The 26,898-nt window shown below is 46.4% G+C and carries 23 protein-coding genes and 1 pseudogene; 9 read left to right on the forward strand and 15 right to left on the reverse strand.

The genetic code is table 11. The annotated features are described in order from the left end of the window. Positions 1-3 precede the first annotated feature (3 nt). The 6 genes from nqrE to P7M01_RS08860 all read right to left on the reverse strand — a co-directional run bounded on the left by nqrE (position 4) and on the right by P7M01_RS08860 (position 5,127). Entirely contained in the window at positions 4-600 is a 597-nt protein-coding gene (gene nqrE, locus P7M01_RS08835) for an NADH:ubiquinone reductase (Na(+)-transporting) subunit E (protein WP_317483092.1), read from the reverse strand. Between the two features lie 3 nt (positions 601-603). After that, the gene (locus P7M01_RS08840) at positions 604-1,227 is read right to left on the reverse strand and encodes an NADH:ubiquinone reductase (Na(+)-transporting) subunit D (RefSeq protein WP_202936164.1); all 624 of its coding nucleotides are present in this window, start codon (positions 1,225-1,227) and stop codon (positions 604-606) included. Beyond that, on the reverse strand, positions 1,227-1,997 hold the full coding sequence (locus tag P7M01_RS08845; protein WP_202936165.1) for a Na(+)-translocating NADH-quinone reductase subunit C: 771 nt from the start codon (positions 1,995-1,997) through the stop codon (positions 1,227-1,229). Before P7M01_RS08845 ends, P7M01_RS08840 begins: the two co-directional genes overlap by 1 nt. Continuing rightward, the gene (locus tag P7M01_RS08850) at positions 1,990-3,219 is read right to left on the reverse strand and encodes an NADH:ubiquinone reductase (Na(+)-transporting) subunit B (protein ID WP_202936166.1); all 1,230 of its coding nucleotides are present in this window, start codon (positions 3,217-3,219) and stop codon (positions 1,990-1,992) included. The genes P7M01_RS08845 and P7M01_RS08850 overlap by 8 nt, the downstream gene beginning before the upstream one ends. Before the next feature lie 2 nt (positions 3,220-3,221). Further along, positions 3,222-4,553, reverse strand: a complete 1,332-nt coding sequence (locus P7M01_RS08855) for a Na(+)-translocating NADH-quinone reductase subunit A (RefSeq protein ID WP_202936167.1) — start codon at positions 4,551-4,553, stop codon at positions 3,222-3,224. A gap of 262 nt (positions 4,554-4,815) precedes the next feature. Next, positions 4,816-5,127, reverse strand: coding sequence for a BolA family protein (locus tag P7M01_RS08860; protein ID WP_317483093.1), 312 nt, complete (start codon positions 5,125-5,127; stop codon positions 4,816-4,818). Positions 5,128-5,235: 108 nt separating this feature from the next. Between P7M01_RS08860 and P7M01_RS08865 the strand changes: the two genes are divergently transcribed. Beyond that, positions 5,236-5,829, forward strand: a complete 594-nt coding sequence (locus P7M01_RS08865; protein WP_317475654.1) for a YajG family lipoprotein — start codon at positions 5,236-5,238, stop codon at positions 5,827-5,829. A 35-nt stretch (positions 5,830-5,864) separates the two neighbouring features. Here P7M01_RS08865 and P7M01_RS08870 read toward each other — a convergent pair whose 3' ends face one another. Together P7M01_RS08870 and P7M01_RS08875 are read right to left on the reverse strand one after the other, a co-directional pair. After that, entirely contained in the window at positions 5,865-6,194 is a 330-nt protein-coding gene (locus P7M01_RS08870) for a DMT family transporter (protein ID WP_202936170.1), read from the reverse strand. A 27-nt stretch (positions 6,195-6,221) separates the two neighbouring features. Continuing rightward, on the reverse strand, positions 6,222-8,153 hold the full coding sequence (locus P7M01_RS08875) for an ABC transporter ATP-binding protein (RefSeq protein WP_317475656.1): 1,932 nt from the start codon (positions 8,151-8,153) through the stop codon (positions 6,222-6,224). Positions 8,154-8,213: 60 nt separating this feature from the next. Between P7M01_RS08875 and P7M01_RS08880 the strand changes: the two genes are divergently transcribed. From P7M01_RS08880 to adhE, 4 genes are all read left to right on the forward strand, one after another. After that, positions 8,214-8,834, forward strand: coding sequence for a MarC family protein (locus P7M01_RS08880; protein WP_317475657.1), 621 nt, complete (start codon positions 8,214-8,216; stop codon positions 8,832-8,834). A gap of 207 nt (positions 8,835-9,041) precedes the next feature. Beyond that, entirely contained in the window at positions 9,042-10,487 is a 1,446-nt protein-coding gene (glpT, locus tag P7M01_RS08885; protein WP_317483094.1) for a glycerol-3-phosphate transporter, read from the forward strand. Positions 10,488-10,622: 135 nt separating this feature from the next. After that, positions 10,623-11,708: a glycerophosphodiester phosphodiesterase gene (glpQ, locus tag P7M01_RS08890; protein ID WP_202936174.1), complete on the forward strand. Its 1,086-nt coding sequence runs from the start codon at positions 10,623-10,625 to the stop codon at positions 11,706-11,708. 228 nt (positions 11,709-11,936) lie between these two features. Beyond that, complete coding sequence (gene adhE, locus P7M01_RS08895; protein WP_317483095.1) at positions 11,937-14,561, forward strand: bifunctional acetaldehyde-CoA/alcohol dehydrogenase; 2,625 nt, start codon at positions 11,937-11,939, stop codon at positions 14,559-14,561. A gap of 104 nt (positions 14,562-14,665) precedes the next feature. Here adhE and P7M01_RS08900 read toward each other — a convergent pair whose 3' ends face one another. Together P7M01_RS08900 and P7M01_RS08905 are read right to left on the reverse strand one after the other, a co-directional pair. Continuing rightward, on the reverse strand, positions 14,666-15,994 hold the full coding sequence (locus P7M01_RS08900) for a cation:proton antiporter (protein WP_317483096.1): 1,329 nt from the start codon (positions 15,992-15,994) through the stop codon (positions 14,666-14,668). Beyond that, a pseudogene (locus tag P7M01_RS08905) lies at positions 15,994-18,226 on the reverse strand (Tex family protein). Before P7M01_RS08905 ends, P7M01_RS08900 begins: the two are co-directional and overlap by 1 nt. 173 nt (positions 18,227-18,399) lie before the next feature. Here P7M01_RS08905 and tal point away from each other — a divergent pair. Next, positions 18,400-19,353, forward strand: a complete 954-nt coding sequence (gene tal, locus P7M01_RS08910; protein WP_202936178.1) for a transaldolase — start codon at positions 18,400-18,402, stop codon at positions 19,351-19,353. 203 nt (positions 19,354-19,556) lie between these two features. Here the strand turns inward: tal and era are convergent, their stop codons facing one another. The 5 genes from era to grcA form a co-directional block, all read right to left on the reverse strand. Further along, on the reverse strand, positions 19,557-20,486 hold the full coding sequence (gene era, locus P7M01_RS08915; RefSeq protein WP_317476912.1) for a GTPase Era: 930 nt from the start codon (positions 20,484-20,486) through the stop codon (positions 19,557-19,559). Beyond that, positions 20,483-21,157, reverse strand: coding sequence for a ribonuclease III (gene rnc / locus P7M01_RS08920; RefSeq protein WP_317476911.1), 675 nt, complete (start codon positions 21,155-21,157; stop codon positions 20,483-20,485). The genes era and rnc overlap by 4 nt, the downstream gene beginning before the upstream one ends. 5 nt (positions 21,158-21,162) lie before the next feature. Then, entirely contained in the window at positions 21,163-22,185 is a 1,023-nt protein-coding gene (gene lepB / locus P7M01_RS08925; RefSeq protein ID WP_317482255.1) for a signal peptidase I, read from the reverse strand. Positions 22,186-22,193: 8 nt separating this feature from the next. Next, entirely contained in the window at positions 22,194-23,987 is a 1,794-nt protein-coding gene (lepA, locus tag P7M01_RS08930) for a translation elongation factor 4 (RefSeq protein ID WP_202936182.1), read from the reverse strand. A 165-nt stretch (positions 23,988-24,152) separates the two neighbouring features. Beyond that, positions 24,153-24,536 carry an autonomous glycyl radical cofactor GrcA gene (grcA, locus tag P7M01_RS08935; RefSeq protein WP_202936183.1) on the reverse strand — a complete coding sequence of 128 codons (384 nt, stop codon included), beginning with the start codon at positions 24,534-24,536 and terminating at the stop codon, positions 24,153-24,155. A 263-nt stretch (positions 24,537-24,799) separates the two neighbouring features. Between grcA and ung the strand changes: the two genes are divergently transcribed. From ung to P7M01_RS08950, 3 genes are read left to right on the forward strand one after another with little or no spacing between them, the layout of a single operon-like run. Further along, positions 24,800-25,468, forward strand: a complete 669-nt coding sequence (gene ung, locus P7M01_RS08940; protein ID WP_317482256.1) for a uracil-DNA glycosylase — start codon at positions 24,800-24,802, stop codon at positions 25,466-25,468. A 6-nt stretch (positions 25,469-25,474) separates the two neighbouring features. Then, entirely contained in the window at positions 25,475-26,251 is a 777-nt protein-coding gene (gene yaaA, locus P7M01_RS08945; protein ID WP_202936185.1) for a peroxide stress protein YaaA, read from the forward strand. 3 nt (positions 26,252-26,254) lie between these two features. Next, positions 26,255-26,845, forward strand: a complete 591-nt coding sequence (locus P7M01_RS08950) for a 6-phosphofructokinase (protein WP_202936186.1) — start codon at positions 26,255-26,257, stop codon at positions 26,843-26,845. Positions 26,846-26,898 lie beyond the last annotated feature (53 nt).

Consider the following 26,898-nt stretch of genomic DNA (forward strand, 5'->3'; position numbering starts at 1 on the left):
TCCTTATAATTGAATGCCTGAGAATGACATAAATCCTAATGCCATTAAACCCGCAGTGATGAAGGTGATACCTAAACCGCGTAGGCCTGCCGGTACGTCCGCATATTTCATTTTTTCCGTTAACCCGGCAAGAGCAACAATCGCTAACATCCAACCGGTCCCCGCGCCGATTCCGTATACCATGGATTCCGCGAAGTTGTATTCACGCTGAACCATGAAGGATACGCCACCGAAGATCGCGCAGTTTACGGTAATTAACGGTAAGAAGATACCCAATGCGCTGTAGAGAGACGGCACGAATTTATCCAGAAACATTTCCAGGATTTGCACTAATGCCGCGATAACGCCGATAAAAGTAATAAAGTTTAAGAAACTTAAATCGACGCCCTCGACTAATGCGCTGTCTTTTAAAACGTGCACATAAACTAATTGGTTTACCGGCACGGAAATACCTAAAACAACGATTACCGCGATCCCTAGACCAAAAGCGGTGGATACTTTCTTAGACACCGCAAGGAATGTACACATACCGAGGAAGAAAGCAAGCGCCATGTTTTCAATAAACACGGACTTCACAAACAGACTAATGTAATGTTCCATTGGTTATTTCTCCTGTTGTGCCGGTTTCCAGGTTCTTAATCCCCAGATAACAAAGCCGATGATGAAGAACGCACTTGGTGCCAATAGGAATAAACCGTTCGCCTGATACCAGCCGCCATCCTGAATCGTTTGGAAAACCGTTACGCCGAAAAGCTTGCCGGAGCCGATCAGTTCCCGCAGGAATGCAACGATAACCAGTATCACACCGTAACCCAGCCCGTTACCGATACCGTCCACAAAACTTTCGATAGGACCGGATTTCATCGCAAAAGCTTCCGCTCGCCCCATTACAATACAGTTAGTAATGATAAGGCCTACGAACACGGAAAGTTGTTTGGATAAATCATAAGCGTAGGCACGTAAAATTTGGTCAACCAAAATTACCAATGAGGCGATGATTGCCATTTGTACGATAATACGAATACTGTTTGGAATATAATTGCGAATACAAGAAATAAAGAAACTTGAAAACGCCGTAACCAAACTCACCGCTATCGCCATTACTACCGCAGTCTGTAACTGAGTCGTTACCGCTAATGCGGAACAAATTCCGAGAATTTGTAATGCAATCGGGTTGTTATCGGCAATTGGCGATAACAATAATTTTTTAAGATTGCTGCCAGCCATTAGTTAGCCCCCTCCGCTTTGAATTTCGCTAAATATGGACCGAAACCGTTTGGACCGAACCAATATTTAAATGAACCGTCGACACCGTTTGAGGTTAAAGTCGCACCAGATAATGCGTCCACCCCGTGTTCTTTATCCGACGAAGCATTTTTGCCTACGCGTAATGCCACTTCATTCGTGTCATTAAACAATTTTTTGCCGACAAAGTATTTTTGCCAGTTAGGATTGGCGATTTCGCCGCCCAAACCGGCGGTTTCACCTTGCTCATAGTAAGTAATACCGTTAATCGTGTTCGCGTCAGTCTGAACTGCGACTAAGCCGTACATAATCGACCACAAACCGTTACCGTACATCGGCAATACAACCTGAGTCACTTTGCCCGCCTCATCTCTTACGAGATAAACCTCTGCAAATTTTGACCGCACTTTTATGCCCGCTTTATCATCTTCGGCGGCAATCGCGACACTCGTTGCGGGATTTTTCGCCGATGCTTTCGCATCAAAGTTCTTCATGCCGTCAACATAATCGCCGGTTGCCAAATCAACGATTTTCGGTTCAATGAATTTCGCGTAAGTTTCCTGAACGTTCGTATTTTTTTGCAATAACCCTGCTGCCTGCAGAATGTTTTTTTGTTTATCAAGTTGCTTTTGAATCTCTTGTGCCGGTTTTAACAACACCGCAGCACCGGCTACGATAAGAGAACAAACTAAACTTAACAGAACAACGACGGTTAATGTTCCGCCAACGCTATCTTTATTAAACTTAGACATTGCGAGCTCTCCGACGTTTGATATTTGCTTGAACGACGACATAGTCGAAAATTGGTGCGAATAAGTTGGCAAATAAAATTGCTAACATCATACCTTCCGGATATGCCGGATTAACAACGCGGATAATCACCGCCATCGTACCGATAAGTGCGCCGTACCACCATTTACCGGTGTTCGTGAATGACGCAGAAACAGGATCCGTCGCCATAAAGAACATCCCTAACGCAAAACCGCCTAATACAAGATGCCAGTGCCACGGCATAGAAAACATCGGATTTGTTTCGGAACCAATCAGGTTAAACAGGGTTGAAGTGATCACCATGCCGACAAACACACCGGCAATAATTCGCCAGGACGCAATACGCGCGAAAACGATAATTGCCGCGCCGACAATGAGGGCTAACGTAGAAACTTCGCCAATTGACCCCGGAATGTTGCCTAAAAACGCATCCATCCAAGTAATCGGTTGACCTGTAGCCACATGTTTTAACGCCGCTTCACCGCCCTGAGACCATTGTGAAAGTGCCGTCGCACCGGAAAAGCCGTCCGCTGCGGTCCAAACTAAATCACCGGAAATTTGGCCGGGATAAGCAAAGAACAAGAATGCACGTCCTGCAAGCGCCGGGTTCATGAAGTTTTTGCCCACTCCGCCAAACACTTCTTTTGCCATCACCAAACCGAATGAAATACCCAGTGCGGCTTGCCATAACGGCAATGTCGGAGGAACGATTAATGCGAACAGAATCGTGGTTACGAAGAAACCTTCGTTCACTTCATGGCCGCGAACAATCGCAAATAACAATTCCCAGAACATCCCCACAACGAATGCTACGATGTAAATAGGTAAGAAGAATGTGGCGCCTAACAGCATTTTGCTGCCCCAACCGCCATTCTCAAGGTCAGCACCTAACGCCTGCGCTAAAGAATAATGCCAGTCGTTCGCCACGACATCGGCTAAATTACCTAAACTGGCAACCGCCGCCATCGATTGAGCACCCACGTTATACAAGCCGTAAAACAACGCCGGAAATAATGCCAACCAAACGATGATCATCATACGTTTTGAGTCAATCGCATCACGCACATGTGTGGTTTTCTGCGTTGCCGTACCCGGCGTATAAAGCAATGTGTAAACCGATTCAAACAACGGATACAATTTTGCATATTTGCCACCGGGTAAAAAAGCGGGTTCCATTTTTTCAAAAAGATTTTTCAACCCCATTTTTAACCTTCCTTCTCAATCTTGTCTAATGCCTGACGCAAGAATGAACCGTAATCGGCTTTACCAGGATCCACGAAAGTACAAAGGGCCAAATCTTCTTCATCCAGCTCTAAGCAACCTAAGGATTGTGCCGAATCCGTATCGCCGACTTCCAAATCACGTAGTAATAATGTCGGCAGAATATCCAACGGCATCACGCGTTCATAAGAACCGATCGGTACCATCGCACGGTGACCACCGTTTTCCGCGGTCGTAAAATTAAACAATTTTTTACCGAAATGCCCCAATACCGTACGCGTAATGGAATACTTATTCGGTTGCGGAGAAATCCAGCCTAAAAACTCTTTCTCGGTATCTTCCGCAAGAACGGAAACCTGTAATGCATAACGACCCAGGTAATTATGCGGACCTTCCGCTTTGGCACCGTACAACACGGAACCGGAAACAACGCGATTTTCTCCCGCACTTAGTTCGTTTTCGGTCAATTGAGCAAGATTCGCTCCCGACACAGTACGCACTAAACGCGGATTTTTCACTTGAGGACCGGCTAAAGACACCACGCGTTCCACAAATAATTCACCGCTTGTGAATAATTTACCGATCGCAATAACGTCCTGATAATTCAAGTGCCATACCGTTTTGGTAAGACTCACGGGATCAATAAAATGAATATGAGTTCCCACCAAACCCGCCGGATGTTTACCGCCGAATTCGTGAACTTTAACGGCGCCGACACCGGAAACATTGCTTCCGGCCGCTTTTACCAGATTGACTTTATCGTGTAAACGCGTTAATACCGTTAAACCGTTAGCAAAATCTTCGGCATGTTCGTTAATGATAACCGCCGGATCCGCCGCTAACGGATTAGTGTCCATCGCATTAACAAAGATAGAGGACGGCACTGCATCAATGGCAGGCACTTTACTGAACGGACGGGTACGTAACGCAGTCCACAAGCCAGAAGCCTGCAGGTTTTGACGGACTTGGTCACCCGTTAATTGATTTAATGCGGCGACATCGTATTTTTCAAAAGTAACCTGTTCGTTACCTTCGACACGAATTACCACGGATTGTAATACACGCTTAGCGCCGCGATTAATTGCGGTCACAGTACCGCTTGCAGGTGCGGTGAAAACAACGCCGGGATTCTTTTTATCTTCAAAAAGAACCTGCCCTTTTTTCACCGTATCGCCTTCACGGACCTTCATAGAAGGACGCATGCCCACATACTCTTCACCAAGCATAGCAACTTCAGTCACGGCATTACCGTCACGGATTACTTGTTCCGGCTTCCCGGCAATAGGAAGATCCAAACCTTTTTTAATCGTAATCATGTTTGCACTACTTTTCGTTAGGTTTAAAAATTAAGTCATTCTTACAAAACGCGTAAAAAAATGACCGCACATTGAGTAATGATTCTCTCGAATCATAAAAATAAAAACTCAAATTCGGGAATTTTGCCTGTTTTCTACTTAATTTTGAGTAGTAAAAACTCAGAAAACTGTGCACGAGACAAAAATAAACACTGCATTCTAACTGAAATACCGTATTTTTTCCACTTATTCCGCATGGACATTTAACATTTTTTATACATTCTTAATGCCCGCCGCCCAAACAATTCGTGGACTGAGGAATCTGCCGATCGCGCGCCCGCCATTCCGCCAACGTAAACGTATGCAAAGCCAGCGCATGGAGCCCGTCGGCAAGCTCTTGCGCCACACATTGATATACCAATTTATGGCGCGCCACCCGGCTTAATTCATTGAACTGCTCGCTGACCAGCACCACTTTAAAATGACTTTCGCCGCCGCGATCCGCGCGATGACGGTGACTTTCGTTTTCGATATGAATAAAGTGCGGTAGAAATTTCTGCGATAATTTTTCCGTTAAGGCTTGTTGTTTTGACATAATATTCCCAAATTTCATTTATTTCGTTTTAAGCGAGCAACAAAGGCTATACATTATTGTCGAAGTTTGCAAGAATAAACCGCTTTCAACCATAAGAAGGAAAAATAAATGAAAATGATGAAAACCCTTTCCCTTGCCGCTGTAATAAGTTCTTTATTTTTGGCCGCCTGTACCGCACCAAGCAATACCTTAACCTTTAACCCGACCGCGCCGACCGCCTCAACGGCGTTTAATACCGGCAATCAAAAAGCCATCGTGTCGGTGGTGACCAAAGACGAACGCCGTCAACCGGAAATCTCCGCTTATACTCACGAAGGGCAGCTCCACAAATTGTCTTCGTCACCGGATGTCACCGCGCTGTTTCAACAAATCATTCAGCAGGATTTAAACGCGAAAGGTTTCCGGCTTTCCAATACGCAAGCGAACACTAACCTATTGGTTACGGTAAAAGAATTTTATGCAAAAGTTGATGAAGGCACGATTCGCCACAAAATCACCTCGCGTATCCAATTGGAAATCCATGTTCAGGGCGCCAAAGGCAACTACACCAAAAACATGGGCTCCAGCCGCGTAGACGAAGGCGCGTTGGGCGTGAATAATCAGGATATTCAGAAATCTTTAGACGCCACCTTAAAAGAAGTGGTCAAGGCTTTGTATAACGACCAGGAAATTGCGAACGCGATCCGTCAATACGCCAATTAAAAAACGTGCGAAAATTTGACCGCACTTTTACGTCCTTAACGGGAACCCGCCGAAAACAAATTCAGAACCAATACGCCGGCAAGGATTAACCCGATGCCGGCAAATCCGGCGGCGTCCGGTTTCTGCCCGAAGGCAAAATACGCCACAACGGAAGTTAAAATGATGCCCACGCCGGACCAAACCGCATACACAATGCCGAGCGGCAGGGTTTTCGTGATAACCGACAGCAAATACAGCGAAATCGCAAATGCCGCAACGGCCACCGCCGCCGGCAGCGGTTTGCTGAAGCCGTCGCTGGCTTTAATGCAGTTGGAACCGATCACTTCAATCACAATGGCAATGGCGAGCAGCATCCAGGGATTCATAACATTTCTCCTCGTAAAAACCTTCCGTTATTCGGCCGAAAGCACGCTTTCCAATTGTTCCTGCGCCGCAAGCCAATTGATTTCCGCCTCATCCAGCGCTTTCTTGGTTTGCATCTGTTGCGCTAAAAGTGCGGTCAGTTTTTCTTTATTTTCGGCGCGGTAAAGCTCGCTGTCCGCCAGTTGAGTTTCGATGTCGGCAAGCCGCTGGGTCAGCCCGTCCATTTCCGTTTCAAACTTCGCAAGTTGCTTACGGATCGGCGCGGTTTGCTGTCGCAATTCCGCTTCACGGCGTTTTTGTTGTTTGCGGTTCTGGCTCGAATTTTCATTCTCCGATTGTTTAAAAACTTCGCTATTTTTGACCGCACTTTTCTCCTGCCCATGGCTGTCGTTCAGCCATTTGGCGTAATCCTCCAAATCGCCGTCGAACGCTTCCACCTGTTTATCGTGCACCAGGTAAAATTCCTCCACCGTATTGCGCAATAAATGGCGATCGTGCGACACCACCACCAACGAGCCGCGGTAATCCACCAAAGCTTCCGTTAAAGCTTGCCGCATGTCCAAATCCAGATGGTTGGTGGGTTCGTCCAGTAACAGCAAATTCGGGCGCCGCCACACGATTAAAGCGAGCACCAAACGGGCTTTTTCACCACCGGAAAATTGTTTGACGGGATCGTGAACTTTATCGCCGTGAAAAGCGAAACTGCCGAGGTAGTTACGCAATTCCTGCTCCGTTTGCTGCGGCGCCAGTTGTTGCAAATGCCAAAGCGCGGATTCCTCCGCCCGTAACGTATCCAATTGATGTTGCGCAAAATAGCCCAGCTGTACGCCTTTCGCCGGTTGCACCGTGCCTGAAAGAGCGGTCAGCTCGCCCGCCAAAAGTTTAATCAGCGTGGATTTGCCGGCGCCGTTTTTACCGAGCAAACCAATGCGCGAACCCGGCACCAGATTCAACTTAATTTTACGCAGAATTTCTACCGCACTTTCGCCCTCGCCGTAACCGGCGGAAGCCTTGTCGATCATCACCAACGGATTCGGTAACGCAAGAGGTTCGCGGAATGAAAAAGTAAAAGGATTATCCACATGGGCCGGCGCAATTAACTCCATTCGCTCCAGGGCTTTCACACGGCTTTGCGCCTGTTTCGCCTTGGTGGCTTTGGCTTTGAAACGGTCGATATATTTTTGCAAATGGGCGATTTTATCCTGTTGCCGGCGGTAAAGAGCGGTTTGTTGCGCCAGTTTTGTCGCCCGTTGCAATTCGAAAGACGAATAATCGCCGGTATATTCATTGAGCTGTTGATTTTCCATGTGAATGATTTTATTTACTATCGGATCCAGAAAATCACGGTCGTGAGAAATCAACACCAATGTACCCGAATATTGAGCCAACCAGCGTTCCAGCCAGATGACCGCATCCAAATCCAAGTGGTTGGTAGGTTCGTCCAACAATAATAAATCCGACGGACAGAGCAACGCCTGCGCCAGATTCAGGCGCATCCGCCAGCCGCCCGAAAAGGATTTCACCGAACGCTGCAGTTCTTCCTGACCAAAGCCCAAACCCTGTAATAACGCGGCGGCGCGGGATTGAATCGTCCAGGCGTCGATGATGTCGAGCCGACCGTGAATACGAGCGATAGCATTGCCGTCATTGCGTTCGTTCGCCTGTACCAATTCCTTTTGTAGCCGTGTGTAAGTGCGGTCGCCTTCAATCACATAATCCAATGCGGAAATCTCAAGTGCGGGCGTTTCCTGATTCACCCAGGATACCGCCCAATCAGCCGGATAGCTGATTTCACCGCCTTCGGGTTGATTTTCTTTTTTTAATAAGGAAAAGAGCGAAGATTTGCCGCAACCGTTTTTGCCCACCAAACCGACTTTTTGTTTAGGATTGATTGTGGCGTTAGCGTTTTCCAGTAATAAATTTTGCCCGCGTTTGAGCGATAAATTTGAAAATAAAATCATAAATTTGTGTTAAATTAATCGATAGTTTTAATCATTCCCCTGTTTTTTAGAGGTTTTACAATGCTTGATTCATTACTTGTGCAATTTGTTGTGTTATGGGCCGTGATTGATCCTATCGGTTCCATCCCCGTTTATCTGACTAAAACGGCAAGATTATCCATTGAGGATCGGCGCCAGGTTGCACTTAAATCCGTTTTAATTGCGAGCGGTATTTTATTATTTTTCTTAGTCGTTGTGCAGGCATTATTTGAACTTATGCAAATTCCTCTTTCCGCATTCCAGATTGCAGGCGGCTTGGTTTTATTTATTTTTGCGCTCACCATGATTTTCGGCGAAGGAAAACCCGAACATGAAATGAAAATGCATACCAATTTATCCGAATTGGCCGTCTATCCGCTTGCCGTGCCGTCTATCGCCTCGCCCGGCGCAATGATGGCGATTGTGATGTTAACGGATAACCATCGTTTTAGTTTTATTGATCAATTTATAACGACGCTTATTATGCTGCTGGTTCTCGGCATTACTTATGTATTATTTTTAATGGCGAACCGTATTCAAAATCTTATCGGAAGCACGGGCGCGGCGGTTATTAGCCGGGTAATGGGATTAATTTTGGCGGCGGTGGCGGTCAATAACATTCTGGTGGGGATTAATGATTTTTATATCCAGTCTTTGCGTTAATACAAACGCTATATAAGAAAAAGTGCGGGAGAAATTTGAATAGTTTTTGACCGCGCTTTTCTTTTTCGCGTAAAAAATGAGTGAAAACGCAACATTTACGTGATCCATCTCACAAAATCGAAAGAAATGATTTTGTTCTTTTACCCGTTTAGAGTATCTTTATGGCGCAAACAACTGGTTTGTTTTTTTATTTTTTGGAGAATGATTATGTTTGGTCCGTTTAAACCGGCACCGCATATTGCGGAGCTTCTGGCGGATAAGATTGATTCAACGTACAAACATTTACGTTGGCAGGTTTTCGCGGGAATATTTTTTGGTTATGCCGCATTCTACTTTGTTCGCGCAAACTTCGATTTAGCGCAAAAAGGCTTAATTGAAGCCGGCATGTATACTAAAACAGAATTGGGAATCATCGGTACCGGTGCCGGTTTGGCATACGGTTTGTCAAAATTCATTATGGCGGGGATGTCCGATCGCTCGAATCCGAAAGTGTTCTTACCGTGCGGTTTGTTACTTTCAGGTTTGTGTATGACATTAATGGGATTGATGCCTTGGGCAACCTCCGGCATCGCCATTATGTTCACGTTAATTTTCCTGAACGGTTGGTTCCAGGGTATGGGATGGCCGCCGTGCGGTCGCACCATGGTTCACTGGTGGTCTAAATCGGAACGCGGAACTATCGTTTCAATCTGGAACTGCGCCCATAATGTGGGAGGCATGGTGCCGGGTATGATGGTGTTATTGGCCAGCGCCGTTTATTTCAGCCAACACGGTGTTCAGGCCACGGCGAAAGACGTATGGCAACAGGCGTTATATTATCCGGGCATTGCCGCTATGGTTGCCGCCGTTCCTATCTATTTAATGATGAAAGATACGCCGCAATCCTGCGGTTTACCGCCGATCGAAAAATGGCGTAACGATTATCCGGACGATTACGATGAAAAAACCGCGGAAAAAGATTTGGGCACCAAAGAAATCTTCGTCAATTATGTGCTTAAAAACAAATTATTGTGGTACATCGCCATCGCCAACGTATTTGTGTATTTAATCCGTTACGGCGTGTTGAAATGGTCACCGGTTTACCTCGGCGAAGTGAAACACTTCAACATTAAAGGAACCGCCTGGGCCTATACCATTTACGAGCTTGCAGCGATTCCGGGCACCTTATTGTGCGGTTGGGTTTCCGATAAAATTTTCAGAGGCAAACGCGGCGTAACCGGTTTCGTATTCATGATTTTAACCACCATCGCCGTATTCGCCTTGTGGAAAAACCCGGCAACGCCGGAAGCGGAATTGGCGCAATATGCCGGTCGTCCGTTCTATGAAAATCCGTATCAATTAACCGACTTTATTTTAATGACAACCGTTGGTTTCTTAATTTACGGACCGGTTATGTTAATCGGCTTACACGCCCTTGAACTCGCGCCGAAAAAAGCCGCGGGTACCGCCGCAGGTTTCACCGGTTTATTCGGTTATTTGGGCGGCACGGTTTCCGCCTCGGCCGTAGTCGGCTGGGCCGCCGATAAATTCGGCTGGGACGGCGGTTTCTATGTCATGATCGTCGGCGGTCTACTGGCCGTTCTGCTGATGTTTATCGTGATGATTGCCGAAGGCAAACATAAAGCCCAATTACGCGAGCATTACGGTAAATAGCCTTTAAACGAAAAGGAAGAGCGCAAGTTCTTCCTTTTTTGTTATCCGGCGGAATTTAACCTTATCCGCCTGAAAAACGTTGCATTTTTTGACCGCACTTTTACGTACTTATCTGCAAAACCTAAAGGAGGTTTTATGAAACTTAAAATGTTAGCCGCAGCCGTTGCCATGGCGACGTTAACGGCATGTTCTTCCCAATCGTCCACATCTCAACAAACCGTGAAAAATCAGGATAAAATCGTTATCGCCCACCGCGGTGCAAGCGGATATCTGCCGGAACACACGCTGGAAAGCAAAGCCTTGGCGTTCGGACAAAAAGCCGATTATCTGGAACAGGATTTAGCCATGACCAAAGACAACCGCCTGATTGTGATTCACGATCACTTCCTCGACGGTTTAACCGATGTGGCGAAAAAATTCCCGAACCGCAAACGCGCCGACGGACGTTATTATGTGATCGACTTCACCCTGAAAGAAATCCAAAGTCTTGAAATGACGGAAAATTTCAAAACCGAAAACGGCAAGCAGGTACAAGTTTATCCGAACCGGTTCCCGTTATGGAAATCCCATTTCCGCATTCACACTTTTGAAGACGAATTGGAATTCATTCAGGGATTAGAAAAATCCAGCGGTAAAAAAATCGGTATTTACCCTGAAATCAAAGCCCCTTGGTTACACCACAAAGAGGGCAAAGATATCGCCAAAGCCACGCTGGAAGTGTTGAAAAAATACGGTTACACCAAAAAATCCGATACGGTTTATCTGCAAACCTTCGATTTCAACGAACTTAAACGGATAAAAACCCAACTGCTACCGCAAATGGGTATGGATTTGAAATTAGTACAGCTCATTGCTTATTCCGACTGGCATGAAACGGAAGAAAAAAATGCCGACGGCAAATGGGTGAATTACGATTATGACTGGATGTTTAAAGACGGCGCAATGGCGGAAGTGGCGAAATATGCCGACGGCGTCGGTCCCGGCTGGTATATGCTGGTGGATGAAAAACAATCCAAAGCCGGCAACATCGTGTACACGCCGTTGGTTAACGAACTGAAAAAATACCGCATGGAACTGCATCCGTACACCGTGCGCAAAGACGCGTTGCCGCCATTCTTCAGCGATGTAAACCAAATGTACGATGCGTTGCTGAACAAAGCGGGCGCCACCGGCGTATTCACCGATTTCCCGGACACCGCCGTGGAATTTCTGAAAAAATAGCGGTGTCACGCTCAATATTAAAAAGTGCGGTCAAAAAATTAAACGTTTTTTGCCCGCACTTTTCTATATATTCATCCAGCTGAAAGGCTTCAATTCAAACAATAATCTTTTATTAAAAAAGCATTTTTGTGATCTAGATCACATTTATAGCTAAAAAATATATTTATATACCTCGAAAGAAGTACAATCTCCTCAGTTTAATATTTAACAACTTTAGGAGAAATCGTTATGAGTAACACTGTTGAAAAGACGGTAAGCCCGGCGCAAGCCGAAGTGAACTCACTGGTTGAAAAAGGTTTGGTTGCACTGGAGAAATTCAGGGAACTGAATCAGCAACAAGTGGATTACATCGTTGCCAAAGCCTCGGTAGCCGCACTGGATCAACACGGCGTATTAGCGCTACATGCCTTGCAGGAAACGGGGCGCGGCGTATTCGAGGATAAAGCCACCAAAAATCTGTTTGCCTGCGAACACGTGGTAAACAAAATGCGGCACTGGAAAACCGCCGGAATTATCAGCGACGATGATGTCACCGGTATTACGGAAATTGCCGATCCGGTGGGTGTCGTCTGCGGTATCACGCCGACCACCAACCCGACTTCCACCGCTATTTTCAAATCACTGATTGCTTTAAAAACCCGCAATCCTATTATTTTTGCTTTCCACCCTTCCGCTCAACAATCTTCCGCTCATGCCGCGCAAATCGTACGTGACGCCGCGGTAGCCGCCGGTGCGCCGGAAAATTGTATTCAATGGATCGAACACCCGTCTATGGAAGGAACCAACGCGTTGATGAACCATCCGGGCATTGCCACTATTCTGGCGACCGGCGGTAACGCCATGGTGCAGGCGGCGTATTCCTGCGGTAAACCGGCGCTGGGCGTCGGCGCCGGAAACGTGCCCGCTTACGTGGAAAAATCCGCCGATATTAAACAGGCCGCTCACGATATCGTGATGTCGAAATCTTTCGATAACGGCATGGTATGCGCTTCGGAACAAGCCGCTATTATCGATGCGGAAATTTATGACGAATTCATCAACGAACTAAAATCTTACGGCGTGTATTTCGTCAATAAAAAAGAAAAAGCTTTACTGGAAGCGTTTATGTTCGGCGTAAAAGCCAACAGTGCAAACTGCGCCGGTGCGAAACTGAACGCCGACGTAGTGGGTAAATCCGCATACTGGATTGCACAACAGGCGGGCTTTGAAGTACCTGAAAAAACCAACATTCTCGCCGCAGAATGCAAAGAAGTCAGCCCGAAAGAACCTTTAACCCGGGAAAAATTATCGCCGGTACTCGCTATTCTGAAATCCAATTCTACGGAACAAGGTCTGGCGCTTTCCGAGGCGATGGTGGAATTTAACGGCTTGGGACATTCCGCGGCAATTCATACCAAAGACGCCAACCTGGCTAAACAATTCGGCGAACGGGTTAAAGCCATTCGCGTTATCTGGAATTCGCCTTCTACTTTCGGCGGTATCGGCGACGTTTATAACGCCTTCCTGCCTTCATTAACCCTGGGCTGCGGTTCTTACGGTAAAAACTCCGTCAGTAACAATGTCAGCGCCATGAACTTAGTGAACATCAAACGCGTAGGAAGACGGAGAAATAACATGCAATGGTTTAAAGTACCGTCAAAAATCTATTTTGAACGGGATTCAATTCAATATTTACAATCTGTACCGGATATGCAACGCGTAGTTATCGTCACCGACCGTACTATGGTGGATCTGGGATTCGTACAAAAAATCGCTCATCAGTTGGAATCCCGCCGCGATCCGGTATCTTATCAACTGTTTGCCGATGTCGAGCCGGATCCGAGCATCCAAACCGTACGTCGCGGCGTAGATTTAATCCGTAATTTCAAACCGGACACAATTATCGCGCTCGGCGGCGGTTCGTCCATGGATGCGGCAAAAGTCATGTGGTTATTCTACGAACAACCGGAAGTGGATTTCCGCGATTTAGTTCAGAAATTTATGGATATCCGCAAACGCGCCTTTAAATTCCCGTCGTTAGGTAAAAAAGCTCGTTATATCGGCATTCCGACCACATCCGGTACGGGTTCGGAAGTCACGCCGTTTGCGGTGATTACCGAAGGTAACAAAAAATATCCGATTGCGGATTATTCCTTAACTCCGACAATCGCTCTGGTGGATCCGGCGTTAGTGATGACGGTGCCGGCTCATGTGGCGGCGGATACCGGATTGGATGTATTAACCCATGCGACCGAAGCTTATGTTTCCGTACTTGCCAACGATTATACCGACGGTCTGGCTTTACAAGCGATTAAACTGGTGTTCCAGTATTTGGAAAAATCCGTGAAAGAAACCGATCCGGAAGCCAGAGAAAAAATGCACAATGCCTCCACTATCGCAGGTATGGCGTTTGCCAACGCATTTTTAGGCATGAATCACTCGCTAGCCCACAAAATCGGCGGTTATTTCCATACGCCGCACGGTCGTACCAATGCGATACTGATGCCGCACGTGATTCGTTACAACGGCACGAAACCGACGAAAACTGCCACATGGCCGAAATATAATTATTACAAAGCGGATGAAAAATATCAGGATATCGCCCGTTTGTTAGGCTTACCGGCGGCGACACCGGAAGAAGGCGTGAAGTCTTATGCCAAAGCGGTTTACGATTTAGCGGTGCGCTGCGGCATTAAAATGTCTTTCAAAGAACAAGGTCTGGAAGAAAAAGCCTGGATGGATGCTCGTCATGAAGTAGCCTTACTCGCTTATGAAGACCAATGTTCGCCGGCCAACCCGCGTTTGCCGATTGTGGCGGATATGGAAGACATTCTGACCAAGGCTTATTATGGCTATGACGAAAGTCAATATTAATTAAAAAAACTCGTAAAAAATCGACCGCACTTTATCCCCGAAAACCGGCCAGAACGCCGTTGAGTAAAGAGATAAAGTGCGGTTTTTTATATTATTTATCGAGGTTAAATATCTTTCACGTCTTTTGCGCCGAGTTTCACATAAGCTTCGTGAACGGGATCCACATATTTAGATTTCTTAATCATGCCTTCTATGGTCGTGCCTTGAATCAGAATAGAAAAAGTCACCACCGTATAAGTCATTAAAATAATCACATCGCGCACGTCAAGTTTCATCCCGTCACCGATAACGAAACCTACGCCGGACGGAATGGAAAGCGCCATCGCCAGGGCAAGCCCGCCGCGCAGCCCGCCCCATGTCAAAATGCGCAGCGTGTACGGGTTATAAAGGCGATAACGCGACATAATTTGATAAGGAATCCATACACTTAAATAACGCGCGCCCAAACAAATCGGAATGGAAAACAACATCAAAAGAGAGCTCTCGAAATTAAAATCCACCAACAAAAGCACCAGTCCAATCAGTAGAAACAGCAGCGAATTAAGCGAATGGTCGATCATTTCCCAGAAATTATCCAGATACAAACGGCTTTGTTGGGAAAAACCATGGCGACGTGTCCAGTTACCAATCATAATCCCCGCCACCACCATGGTGAGCGCACCGGAAACATGAAGCAAATTCGCCATACTGTAACCTACGGTCGGAACGGTTAAGGTGATAAGAATTTCCAAGCTGCCGTCATCCGTGGCGGAAATAAAGCTATGCGCCACAAAACCGGTCAGCAAACCGAATAAAATCCCGCCTACGGCTTCCTGCAGGAATAAACCCAATACCCCGCCGACAGTCGGCGATTGCCCTTCAAAAGCGACGGCAAAAATCGTGGTGAAAATCACCAATCCGATTCCGTCGTTAAACAACGATTCGCCTTCCACCTGCATTGACATTCGTTTCGGCGCTTTCAGATTTTTGATAATCGCCAGCACGGCAATGGGGTCGGTGGGAGAAATCAACGAACCGAATAACAGGCAGTAAATAAAATCGATATTCAGCTCTAACAGAATCGCCACGCCGTAGAGTAAAAAACCAATAATGAACGTCGACGCAAGGGTGGAAAACAACGCATAAACCGCAATTTCCCGGCGTTGTTCCTTCATTAACGGCAATTTAATGCCGAGCGAACCGGCAAACAACAGAAATCCGAGCATGCCGTCCAGCAAAAAATGCTGGAAATCGAGTTTCTCTATGATGGAAATCGCCAATCGGTCCAACTTAAACCAGCCGAACGAACTGAACGCCCAAAGCAACAGCGAACCGACCATGGCGGAAGCCGTGATAACGATGGTGGATTGAAGATTTTCATTGATTTTCAGCGTGAAAAAATTAATGAACATCGCCAGCCCGAACAAAAAGCAAATATAAGAATAAATTTCCATTATTTTTTCCACCCTTTCAACGCATCGGCGAAGGCATTATTTGCAAATTGATTACGCGAAGGGCGGTCGTTCCGTTCCTGACGGGATTTTGCCGATAAAGTGCGGTCAGATTTTTCATTGTTTTTCAGCGGAGTTTCGTCCAATCGCATGGTCAGTGAAATGCGTTTGCGCGCCACATCCACGTCCAACACTTTAACTTTTACCACATCACCGGTTTTCACCACCTGATGAGGATTTTCCACGAATTTGTCCGATAACCCGGAAATGTGCACCAAGCCGTCCTGATGAACGCCAATGTCCACGAAAGCGCCGAAATTGGTGACATTGGTAACGGTGCCCTCCAAAATCATACCCGGTTTTAAATCCGCAATTTCTTCCACGCCGTCCATAAAAGCGGCGGTTTTAAATTCGCCGCGCGGATCGCGTCCCGGTTTTTCCAGTTCTTTGAAGATATCCATTACCGTCGGCAGACCGAACTGCTCGTCGGTGAATTGCTTGGCGTCCAGCTGACGAATCGCCGCGCTGTTGCCCATTAAATCCTGAACGGATTGCGTCGTCGCCTGCAGAATTTTTTCCACCACGGAATAACTTTCCGGGTGCACGCCGGAAGCATCCAGCGGATTTTTTCCGTTGATAATCCGCATAAATCCGGCGCACTGTTCAAAAGCTTTCGGCCCCAAACGCGGCACTTTTTTCAATTCGGCGCGGCTGTTAAAACGTCCGTTTTCATCGCGATACGCCACAATATTCTGCGCCAGCGTTTTGCTCATGCCCGCAACCCGCGCCAACAACGGCACGGACGCCATATTTAAATCCACGCCTACGGCATTTACGCAGTCTTCCACCACCGCGTCCAACTTGCGGGCCAGCTGAATTTGGTTGACGTCATGCTGATATTGTCCGACGCCGATAGCTTTCGGGTCGATTTTCACCAATTCCGCCAACGGATCCTGCAAACGACGCGCAATAGAAACCGCGCCGCGCAGCGATACGTCCAACTCCGGAAATTCCGCCGCCGCCAATTCGGAAGCGGAATAAACGGAGGCGCCCGCTTCACTCACAACCACGGTCTGCGGCTTGTGATCCTTCATTTCTTTAATTACTTCTTTAGCGAACCGTTCGGTTTCGCGGGACGCCGTGCCGTTTCCGATAGCAATCAATTCCACATTGTGTTTTTTAATCAGTTTGTAAGCGGCGACCATGGCTTCGTCCATACGTCCCGTATGGGGATAAATAGTGGCGGTTTCCAGTAATTTACCGGTGTTATCCNNCCATTAAAAGTGCGGTCAGATTTCGGGCAAAAACGTCAATGGCTTCGTCTTCCGCTTTTTCGCGCAAAACGCCCATCAATTCGGTTTCCAAATGCAACGCCACTTTAATTTTCCAGGTCCAGGCAATAACCTGTTCCCGCCATTTATCGGCAGGCTGGCCGCTGAAACGAACATCCAAATGGCGGCGGATAATTTCTTCACAATAACTGGAGCGACTGCCTTCTTCCGCGTCGGGATCCGCATTCAGACTTAACTGCAAAATGCCTTCGTTGCGCCCGCGGAACATTGCCAATGCGCGATGAGACGGTACTTTGTTAAAGGGTTCCTGATGATCGAAATAATCCTGAAACTTCGCGCCTTCCGCTTCTTTACCTTCAAAAACTTTAGAAATAATGACCGCACTTTGGGTTAAATACTGACGGACTTTTGCCAATAATTCGGCATCTTCGGCAAAGCGTTCCATCAAAATGTAACGCGCGCCGTCCAATGCGGCTTTGCTGTCGGCAACGCCTTTATTCGCATCCACAAATTGCTGTGCCGTCGTTTCCGGATCACGGTTTGGTTCCGTCCACAACAAGTCTGCCAGCGGTTCCAGCCCCGCTTCCACGGCAATCTGTCCTTTGGTGCGGCGTTTCGGTTTGTACGGCAGATACAAATCTTCCAGTTCCGTTTTGCTTTGGGTGAGCAGAATTTTATCCCGCAATTCGTCGGTTAATTTTCCCTGATCGCCAATGGATTTCAAAATGGTCTGGCGGCGTTCTTCCAATTCGCGTAAATAAAGCAGGCGGGTTTCGAAATGACGCAGTTGACTGTCGTCCAGCCCGCCGGTGGCTTCTTTGCGATAACGGGCGATAAAGGGAATGGTGTTGCCGTCGTCCAGTAATTGCATGGCGGCGAGAATTTGTTGCGGTCGAACCTGAAGCTCCGCGGCGATAATTTGGCTGATTTGTTGATTTAACATGATTTTCTCTTAAATAAAAAAATGGAGATAGCATACTGGTTTTAGCGCTTGGGCTCAACCGCTAATCATCGACATAATATTTATGATCCCTATCACAAAAATCAGAATTATCGCTAGACAGAACCGGCGCTGATGTTTAATAATCAAATAAATTTTCACCATAAGGATATATTATGACAACACAATTAGATGCATTAAAACAAATGACCGTCGTAGTGGCGGATACCGGCGATATTGAAGCAATGAAAATTTACCAACCGCAAGACGCCACAACCAATCCGTCTTTAATCTTAAGCGCATCCGCACTGCCGCAATACGCGCCGTTAATCGACGATGCCGTCGCTTACGCCAAAGCCAAAAGCGCGGATAAAGCGCAACAATTAATTGATGCGGAAGACAAATTAGCGGTCAATATCGGCTTAGAAATTCTAAAACTCGTTCCGGGACGCATTTCGACCGAAGTGGATGCCCGTCTTTCTTACGACACTCAAGGAACGATTGAAAAAGCCCGTAAAATCATTGCGTTATATAACGAAGCCGGAGTCGCAAACGATCGTATTCTGATTAAAATCGCCTCAACCTGGCAAGGTATCCGTGCGGCGGAAGTGCTTGAAAAAGAAGGCATTAACTGCAACTTAACGTTATTGTTCTCTCAAGCGCAAGCCCGTGCCTGTGCGGAAGCCGGCGTTTATTTAATCTCTCCGTTCGTCGGTCGTATTCTCGACTGGTATAAAGCTAACGGCGACAAACAGGAGTATGCGCCGGCGGAAGATCCGGGCGTGATTTCCGTCACACAAATCTACAACTACTACAAACAGTACGGTTATAAGACCGTCGTCATGGGCGCAAGTTTCCGTAATATCGGCGAAATTACCGAATTAGCCGGTTGCGACCGTTTAACCATCGCGCCGCCGCTGTTAAAACAGTTGCAGGAAAGCACAGCGCCGTTGGCCCGCAAATTAGAATACAAAGGCGAAGTGCAAGCCCGTCCGGCACCGATGACGGAAGCGGAATTCTATTGGGAACACAATGCGGATCCAATGGCCGTCGATAAATTAGCGGAAGGAATTCGCAAATTCGCCGCCGATATTGAAAAATTAGAAGCGATGCTTGCGGCAAAACTTTAATTTCTCAACCGAACGGCTCCAAAGTGCGGTCAAAAAAACGCAAGTTTTTTTCCGCACTGTAAACAAAAGGCATAACAGACAAAAGAGTTGGTAAAAAAACCGACTCTTTTTTTTTGCTTAAAAAATCCACTATGGCGATAAAAAAGTGCGGTGAAAAATTTTAATGTTTTTCACCGCACTTTTCTATTTGAGGATTGCTCGGACTAATAATCTTCCATGTAACCTAAACTGCGTAACGCCCGTTCGTCGTCCGCCCAGCCGGATTTCACTTTCACCCATAATTCCAGGTGAACTTTGTTGTCAAACAGACGTTCCATATCCTGGCGGGCTTCGGTGCCGATAACTTTGATTTTTTGTCCGCCTTGTCCGATGACCATTTTTTTCTGACCGTCGCGTTCGACCAGAATCAAGCCGTTAATTTCATAAACGCCGCGCTCGTTTAATTTGAACTGTTCGATTTCTACGGTGACGGAATAAGGCAATTCTTCACCCATGAAGCGCATTAATTTTTCACGGATAATTTCCGACGCCATAAACCGCTGCGAACGGTCGGTTACGTAATCTTCCGGGAAATGGTGGATGCCCGGTTTTAATGAGCGGCGCACGATTTCCTGTAATTTATGGACATTATTGCCCCGTTGCGCGGAAATCGGGACAATATCGGTGAAATTAAATTTCCCGCTTAATTCGGTAATAAAGGGTAACAATTCGTCTTTATTTTTTACGTTGTCGATTTTGTTGATCGCCAATACCACCGGCGCTTTTGCCTGTCGCAATTTATTCAGCACCATCTCGTCGTCTTCGTTCCAGTGGGTGCCGTCCACCACGAAAATAATCAGATCCACATCACCGATCGCGCTGCTTGCCGCACGATTCATTAAGCGATTAATGGCACGCTTTTCTTCGATATGTAATCCCGGCGTGTCCACATAAACGGCCTGATACGGACCTTCCGTATGAATACCCACGATACGATGGCGAGTCGTCTGCGCCTTGCGGGAAGTGATGGAAATTTTTTGTCCTAAGATTTTGTTTAATAAGGTGGATTTGCCCACATTCGGGCGACCGACGATAGCAATAAAACCGCAATAGGTTTCGGCATTTTCGGTTGGAGTTAAGTTTTTATCCGTCATTTTATATCCAATACTTTTAAAATTTGTTCCGCCGCCGCTTGTTCCGCTTTGCGACGACTGCTTGCCACACCGATAAAAGTGCGGTCTAAATTTTCTACGTGACATTCTACGGTAAAGGTCTGGCAATGGGCTTCGCCCTGAATATCCGTCACATTATAGGCCGGTAATGCCAAGCGTTTCCCTTGTAAATATTCCTGCAGCCGGGTTTTCGGATCTTTCTGATTTTCTCCCGGTTGAATATTCTGCAGCAATGTTTCATACCAAGTACGCACGACTTTCATTGCTTTCGGCAAATCGCTGTCCATCGATATCGCACCGATGATCGCTTCCACGCAGTCGGCCAGAATGGACGCCCGCCGGAAACCGCCGCTTTTCAGTTCGCCGGCGCCCAATGCCATATAGTCACCTAAATCGAATTCATGCGCCAGTTCCGCCAGAGTTTTTTCCCGAACCAACGTGGCGCGCATACGGCTTAATTCGCCTTCATTACAGCGGGGAAATTGTAAATACAACGCTTCTCCGATGGTTAAGTTCAAAATGGCGTCACCAAGAAATTCGAGACGTTCGTTATGAACCTTTGCCGCGCTACGGTGCGTCAATGCCTGTTTTAATAAGCTAAGATCGGAAAATTCGTAGCCGATTCTGCGCTGTAATTTATCCAAATGTTTCATGTCGATTATTGAATTTTAGTAAATAAGCGTTCCGTACGAATGCCCGTCGGCCATTGATTCGGTTCTTTATCCAAACTTAACCAAATGTAAGTGGCTTTCCCAACAATATTTTTTTCCGGTACAAATCCCCAGAAACGGCTGTCTTCACTCATATTGCGATTGTCGCCCATCACGAAATACTGGCCTTGCGGCACTACCCATTCCGTAATGTAATATTCCTGTTTGTCATATTGTTGATAACGGAACCCTTCCGAAATCGGTTCCGGAAACCAATGAATCTTATGGGTGACGTCTCCGGTTTCCGTCAGTTCCAGCATGCTTGGGCCATAAATCAGGGAGCCGTCGGGATTTTTACCTAAAATCGCCTTAAAGGCGTCATTCGGCACCGCTTCGCTGTATTCAAATTCTTTGCTCTGGCAGTTTTCTTCGCAAGGTTTTCCGTTTTGTCCGTAAACGATGGTCAATTTGCGTTCGATTTCGTTATACATTACGCGATCGCCGCCAATGCCGATAACCCGTTTAATGTAATCGATATTAGGCTGAGTCGGCGCTTTGAACACAATCACATCGCCGCGTTTTACATTACCGGTTTCGATTAACGTGTTTTGGAACACGGGATCTTTAATGCCGTAGGCATATTTTTCCACCACAATAAAGTCTCCGACCCGTAAAGTCGGCTCCATGGATTGCGACGGAATTTGAAAGGGTTCGAACAGGAAAGAACGTAAAATTAATACGAACGCCAAAACCGGGAATAATGATGCGATGAATTCTTCTCCTTCGCCAATCGGTTCAATTTTGGCTTTTTCTTCATCCGTCAGCAGCTGTCCGCTACGTTGTTCCGCTCGGGCAATTTGGCGTTTTCGGCGGGGAATCACGGAAAATCGGTGATAACACCATAAAATACCGGAAAGTGCGGTCAATAAAATCAACAAAATTGAGAAGGTGTTGGGTAACTGCAGAGAATCCAACACTTTCCAAACCGCGAAGCCGACAACTAATAAAATCGGGAGAAAGAGCTTTGACATAATTTTCCTTAATCCTTACCTACGTGTAAAATGGCTAAGAACGCTTCCTGCGGCACTTCTACGTTGCCCAGTTGTTTCATACGTTTCTTCCCTTCTTTCTGTTTCTGCAACAGTTTTTTCTTACGGCTCACATCGCCGCCGTAGCATTTTGCCAAGACGTTTTTGCGCAATTGTTTTACGGTCGAACGGGCAATGATTTGATTACCGATCGCCGCTTGGATGGCAATGTCGAATTGTTGACGCGGAATCAATTCTTTCATTTTTTCCACTAATTCGCGTCCGCGATATGTCGCGTTTTCTCTATGCACAATTAATGCCAGGGCATCGACACGATCGCCGTTGATCATAATATCTACCCGTACCATATTGGCGGATTGGAAACGTTTAAAACCGTAATCCAATGAGGCGTAACCGCGTGAAGTGGATTTCAGACGATCGAAGAAATCCAGCACCACTTCGCCCATCGGAATTTCATAGGTCAGCGCAATCTGGTTACCATGATAAACCATATTGGTTTGTACGCCGCGTTTTTCTACACAAAGCGTAATCACATTCCCCAAATATTCCTGCGGTACTAACATATTGCATTCCGCAATCGGTTCGCGGATATCGGCGATATTGTTTAGCGGCGGTAGTTTTGACGGGCTATCTACATAGACCACCTCGCCGTTAGTGAGTTCTACTTCATACACTACCGTCGGCGCCGTGGTGATTAAATCCAGGTCATATTCCCGTTCCAAACGTTCCTGAATGATCTCCATGTGCAGTAACCCAAGGAAACCGCAACGAAAACCGAATCCTAATGCGCTGGAGGTTTCCGGTTCATAAAACAGCGAAGCGTCATTCAGACTCAATTTGGCCAGGGCATCACGGAAGGCCTCATAATCGTCCGAACTGACAGGGAATAATCCCGCGTAAACTTGCGGTTTTACTTTCTTAAAGCCCGGTAACGCTTTCATTGCCGGATCATGCTGATGGGTTAATGTATCTCCCACCGGCGCGCCCAGAATATCTTTAATGGCGCAAACAACCCAGCCTACTTCGCCGGTAGTCAGCTCGGTTTTATCCACCTGTTTCGGGGTGAAAATTCCTAAACGATCCACATTATAGGTTTGTCCGGTGGACATCACCTTAATTTTATCGCCTTTTTTCAGCGAACCGTTTTTTACGCGGACAAGCGATACCACTCCCAAGTAATTGTCAAACCAGGAATCGATAATTAAGGCTTGCAACGGCGCATTAGGATCGCCTTCCGGCGCGGGAATTTTATGCACGATTTCTTCCAGCACCTCTTCGATACCGACGCCGGTTTTAGCGGAACAACGCACCGCTTCCATTGCGTCAATGCCCACGATGTCTTCAATTTCTTCCGCCACGCGTTCCGGATCCGCCGCCGGCAAATCGATTTTGTTTAAGATCGGCACCACTTCCAAATTCATTTCAATGGCGGTGTAGCAATTCGCCAGCGTTTGCGCTTCCACGCCCTGTCCGGCGTCCACCACTAACAGCGCGCCTTCACAAGCGGCAAGAGAGCGCGATACTTCGTAAGAAAAGTCCACATGTCCCGGCGTATCGATAAAGTTCAACTGGTAAGTTTCGCCGTCTTTGGCTAGATAATTGAGCGTAACGCTTTGCGCTTTAATAGTGATTCCGCGTTCCCGTTCGAGATCCATCGAATCCAGCACTTGCGCTTCCATTTCACGATCAGACAATCCGCCGCAGGTTTGAATTAAACGATCGGAAAGCGTGGATTTACCGTGGTCGATATGGGCGATAATGGAAAAGTTACGAATGTTTTTCATAAATAAACAGTTAAAAATCAATAATAGAATGTAAAAAATTAATCGATGAATTGTACCTGAAAGTCAGTGAAACGGCTAGAAGTGCGGTAGGAAATTGGAAGATTTTTGTAAAAAAACAGCCCCAAAGTCACCTTTGGGGCCAAATTCATAAAGTTCGCGAATCAATTATAGCGATTCAGTGAAAGTACGAGTGATTACATCGCGTTGTTGTTCCGGAGTTAATGAGTTAAAACGTACTGCATAACCGGAAACACGGATTGTTAATTGCGGATAGTTTTCAGGATGTTTCACCGCGTCTTCTAAGGTTTCGCGGCGTAATACGTTAACGTTTAAGTGTTGACCGCCTTCTACTTTTACGGAAGGTTGAACGTCAACCGGTAATTCGCGGTATTCGAATTGACCTAATTCGCTTACTGCCACGACCTGGTCTTCTGCGAAACCTGATTTAGCCGCTAAACAACGGGCTTCACCTTTATCGCTGTCTAATAACCAGAATGAATTTAATAAGCTGTCATTTGCCGCTTGAGTAATTTGGATACCTTTAATCATAAGTGCCTCCATTTGGCTGTTGGGAATTAAAATCTTCAAAAGTTGCCGTAAATTTTATCAAAAAATTTGAGTAGATCAACTATTTTTTGACCAAAATCAAATTTATTTTTAATTTAAAATAGTAAAGAATTTGATGTAAATCAATCATATAAGTTTAAAAGGCTTATTTTTCATAGGGTTATAGAGAATTCGAAGATAAAACACTATCTAATCCGACCGCACTTCTTTATAATTTAGCCATGATTAACGGCAAAGGATAAAACATGAAAACCTGGAAAGACGTCATCGGCAAGGAAAAAACGCAACCTTATTTTCAACATATTCTTGCACAGGTACATCAGGCGCGCGCCGCCGGAAAAGTGGTTTATCCGCCCCAGGCAGACATTTTTAACGCTTTTAAATTAACCGAATTCGAACAGGTAAAAGTCGTGTTGTTAGGCCAGGATCCCTATCACGGCCCCAATCAGGCGCACGGTCTGGCGTTTTCCGTGAAACCGCCGGTCGCGCCGCCGCCGTCACTGGTGAATATGTATAAAGAGCTATCGGACGAATATCCCGATTTCCGGATACCGAATCACGGTTCCCTGGTACAATGGGCGCAACAGGGCGTATTACTGCTTAACACGGTTTTAACCGTGGAGCAGGGGCAAGCGCATTCCCACGCCAATTTCGGTTGGGAAACCTTTACCGATCGCGTTATTCACGCCTTAAACGAGCAGCGGGAGCATCTGGTTTTTTTGCTTTGGGGCAGTCACGCGCAGAAAAAAGGGCAATTTATCGATCGCACAAAACATTGCGTATTGACGGCGCCGCATCCTTCGCCGTTATCCGCTCATCGCGGCTTTTTCGGCTGCGGGCATTTTTCTCGGACGAACGATTACTTACGTCGTTACCACATTCCTGAAATTAACTGGCAATTAGACAATATTTAAATTTTTATGTTAGCAATTATTTCACCTGCAAAAACGTTGGATTATCAACGCGCGCTACCAAAACTCGCATTTACTCAACCGCAATTAACGGATTACAGCCGGCAATTGGTTGATGTCTGCCGTCAACTGACGCCGGCGCAAATCGGCTCCCTAATGTCCGTCAGTGATAAACTGGCCGGTCTGAACGCCGCCCGTTTCGCCGACTGGCAAAAAGTTCATAACGAACAAAACGCTCGCGCCGCCGTTTACGCTTTTCGCGGTGACGTTTATAGCGGTTTAGACGCGGACAGTTTAACGGCTGAAGATATTCAATTCGCGCAAGCCCATTTACGCATGCTATCGGGGTTATACGGTTTATTGCGTCCGCTGGATTTAATGCAACCGTACCGGCTCGAAATGGGCACCAAACTGGTCACGGCAAAAGGCAACGATTTGTATCGGTTCTGGGGCGATATTATCACCGAAGCCCTGCAACAGGCTTTGGACGAACAAGGCGACGACGTTCTCGTTAATCTCGCTTCCGACGAATATTACAAAGCCGTCAAGCCGGGCAAATTGCAGGCTCGCATTATTAAGCCCGTCTTTTTAGATCGCAAAAACGGAAAATACAAAGTGATCAGTTTCTATGCGAAAAAAGCCCGCGGTTTGATGAGCCGTTATCTAATCACCCGACGTCTTGATCGAATCGAACAGCTAAAAGACTTTAATCTGGGCGGTTACGGGTTCGACGAAGCGGCGTCCACGGAACGGGAATGGGTCTTTAAACGCGATGTAAGTGAGTAATTTATGAATAAAATTTTAATGATTTTTTTGACCGCACTTTTAACCGGTTGTGTCACCTCAACCTCGAATAAAGCGGAAAACGAACAACCTGCGGTACGACTTCTTGCGCCTAACACATTGAAACATAACGGGAAAATATATTATTTGAAAAAACAGGTTGATCTCGGCCCTGTCGCGCGTTATGTGTATTTCAGTAAAAACGAAAGTGCCAAAAACTGGAGCAGTTTAATTGAAGTCTTTTTCGACAAAGACGAAAGCAGAACGTTTGAAGAACGCATAAAATTACGCGAAAAAAGTTTCGAGACCAGTGGCATTAAGCATTTTAATTTAACGGAAAAAGCGCCTTATTTATATTCTTTCGTGATTCATTCGCCGTCCGAAAAATTCAATAATTGGCAAATTAACGTGGCAAAAGGCAAAAACGTAGAAGACTGCGGTTTCGTGCAATATCAATATTCACAAATTATGCCCAAAAGCCGGAAGTTAGCGAAGATGAGCAAAGTAAAACTCATCGGTTATCTGAAAAAATATGCCGTCGATAAGGAAATGGCTTATCTGACCACGCAGGATTGGGACTGGAAATGCACGAAATAGCTTTTCGTCCGTAAAAAATGCGCGTTATTCACGCGCATTTTTCGTTTTTTGCT

Source organism: Exercitatus varius (assembly GCF_029577735.1).
GTDB classification, from domain to species: Bacteria; Pseudomonadota; Gammaproteobacteria; order Enterobacterales; family Pasteurellaceae; genus Exercitatus; species Exercitatus varius.

Bases quoted from the DNA above. Each gene is read 5' to 3' on its own strand.
- glpT (WP_317483094.1), top strand. From the start codon at position 9,042: ATGTTTGGTCCGTTTAAACCGGCACCGCATATTGCGGAGCTTCTGGCG.
- P7M01_RS08855 (WP_202936167.1), bottom strand. From the start codon at position 4,553: ATGATTACGATTAAAAAAGGTTTGGATCTTCCTATTGCCGGGAAGCCG.
- ung (WP_317482256.1), top strand. From the start codon at position 24,800: ATGAAAACCTGGAAAGACGTCATCGGCAAGGAAAAAACGCAACCTTAT.
- lepB (WP_317482255.1), bottom strand. From the start codon at position 22,185: ATGTCAAAGCTCTTTCTCCCGATTTTATTAGTTGTCGGCTTCGCGGTT.
- P7M01_RS08850 (WP_202936166.1), bottom strand. From the start codon at position 3,219: ATGGGGTTGAAAAATCTTTTTGAAAAAATGGAACCCGCTTTTTTACCC.
- rnc (WP_317476911.1), bottom strand. From the start codon at position 21,157: ATGAAACATTTGGATAAATTACAGCGCAGAATCGGCTACGAATTTTCC.
- P7M01_RS08840 (WP_202936164.1), bottom strand. From the start codon at position 1,227: ATGGCTGGCAGCAATCTTAAAAAATTATTGTTATCGCCAATTGCCGAT.
- P7M01_RS08860 (WP_317483093.1), bottom strand. From the start codon at position 5,127: ATGTCAAAACAACAAGCCTTAACGGAAAAATTATCGCAGAAATTTCTA.
- P7M01_RS08875 (WP_317475656.1), bottom strand. From the start codon at position 8,153: ATGATTTTATTTTCAAATTTATCGCTCAAACGCGGGCAAAATTTATTA.
- P7M01_RS08845 (WP_202936165.1), bottom strand. From the start codon at position 1,997: ATGTCTAAGTTTAATAAAGATAGCGTTGGCGGAACATTAACCGTCGTT.
- yaaA (WP_202936185.1), top strand. From the start codon at position 25,475: ATGTTAGCAATTATTTCACCTGCAAAAACGTTGGATTATCAACGCGCG.
- adhE (WP_317483095.1), top strand. From the start codon at position 11,937: ATGAGTAACACTGTTGAAAAGACGGTAAGCCCGGCGCAAGCCGAAGTG.
- P7M01_RS08870 (WP_202936170.1), bottom strand. From the start codon at position 6,194: ATGAATCCCTGGATGCTGCTCGCCATTGCCATTGTGATTGAAGTGATC.
- grcA (WP_202936183.1), bottom strand. From the start codon at position 24,536: ATGATTAAAGGTATCCAAATTACTCAAGCGGCAAATGACAGCTTATTA.
- era (WP_317476912.1), bottom strand. From the start codon at position 20,486: ATGACGGATAAAAACTTAACTCCAACCGAAAATGCCGAAACCTATTGC.
- nqrE (WP_317483092.1), bottom strand. From the start codon at position 600: ATGGAACATTACATTAGTCTGTTTGTGAAGTCCGTGTTTATTGAAAAC.
- tal (WP_202936178.1), top strand. From the start codon at position 18,400: ATGACAACACAATTAGATGCATTAAAACAAATGACCGTCGTAGTGGCG.
- P7M01_RS08900 (WP_317483096.1), bottom strand. From the start codon at position 15,994: ATGGAAATTTATTCTTATATTTGCTTTTTGTTCGGGCTGGCGATGTTC.
- P7M01_RS08865 (WP_317475654.1), top strand. From the start codon at position 5,236: ATGAAAATGATGAAAACCCTTTCCCTTGCCGCTGTAATAAGTTCTTTA.
- P7M01_RS08880 (WP_317475657.1), top strand. From the start codon at position 8,214: ATGCTTGATTCATTACTTGTGCAATTTGTTGTGTTATGGGCCGTGATT.
- glpQ (WP_202936174.1), top strand. From the start codon at position 10,623: ATGAAACTTAAAATGTTAGCCGCAGCCGTTGCCATGGCGACGTTAACG.
- P7M01_RS08950 (WP_202936186.1), top strand. From the start codon at position 26,255: ATGAATAAAATTTTAATGATTTTTTTGACCGCACTTTTAACCGGTTGT.
- lepA (WP_202936182.1), bottom strand. From the start codon at position 23,987: ATGAAAAACATTCGTAACTTTTCCATTATCGCCCATATCGACCACGGT.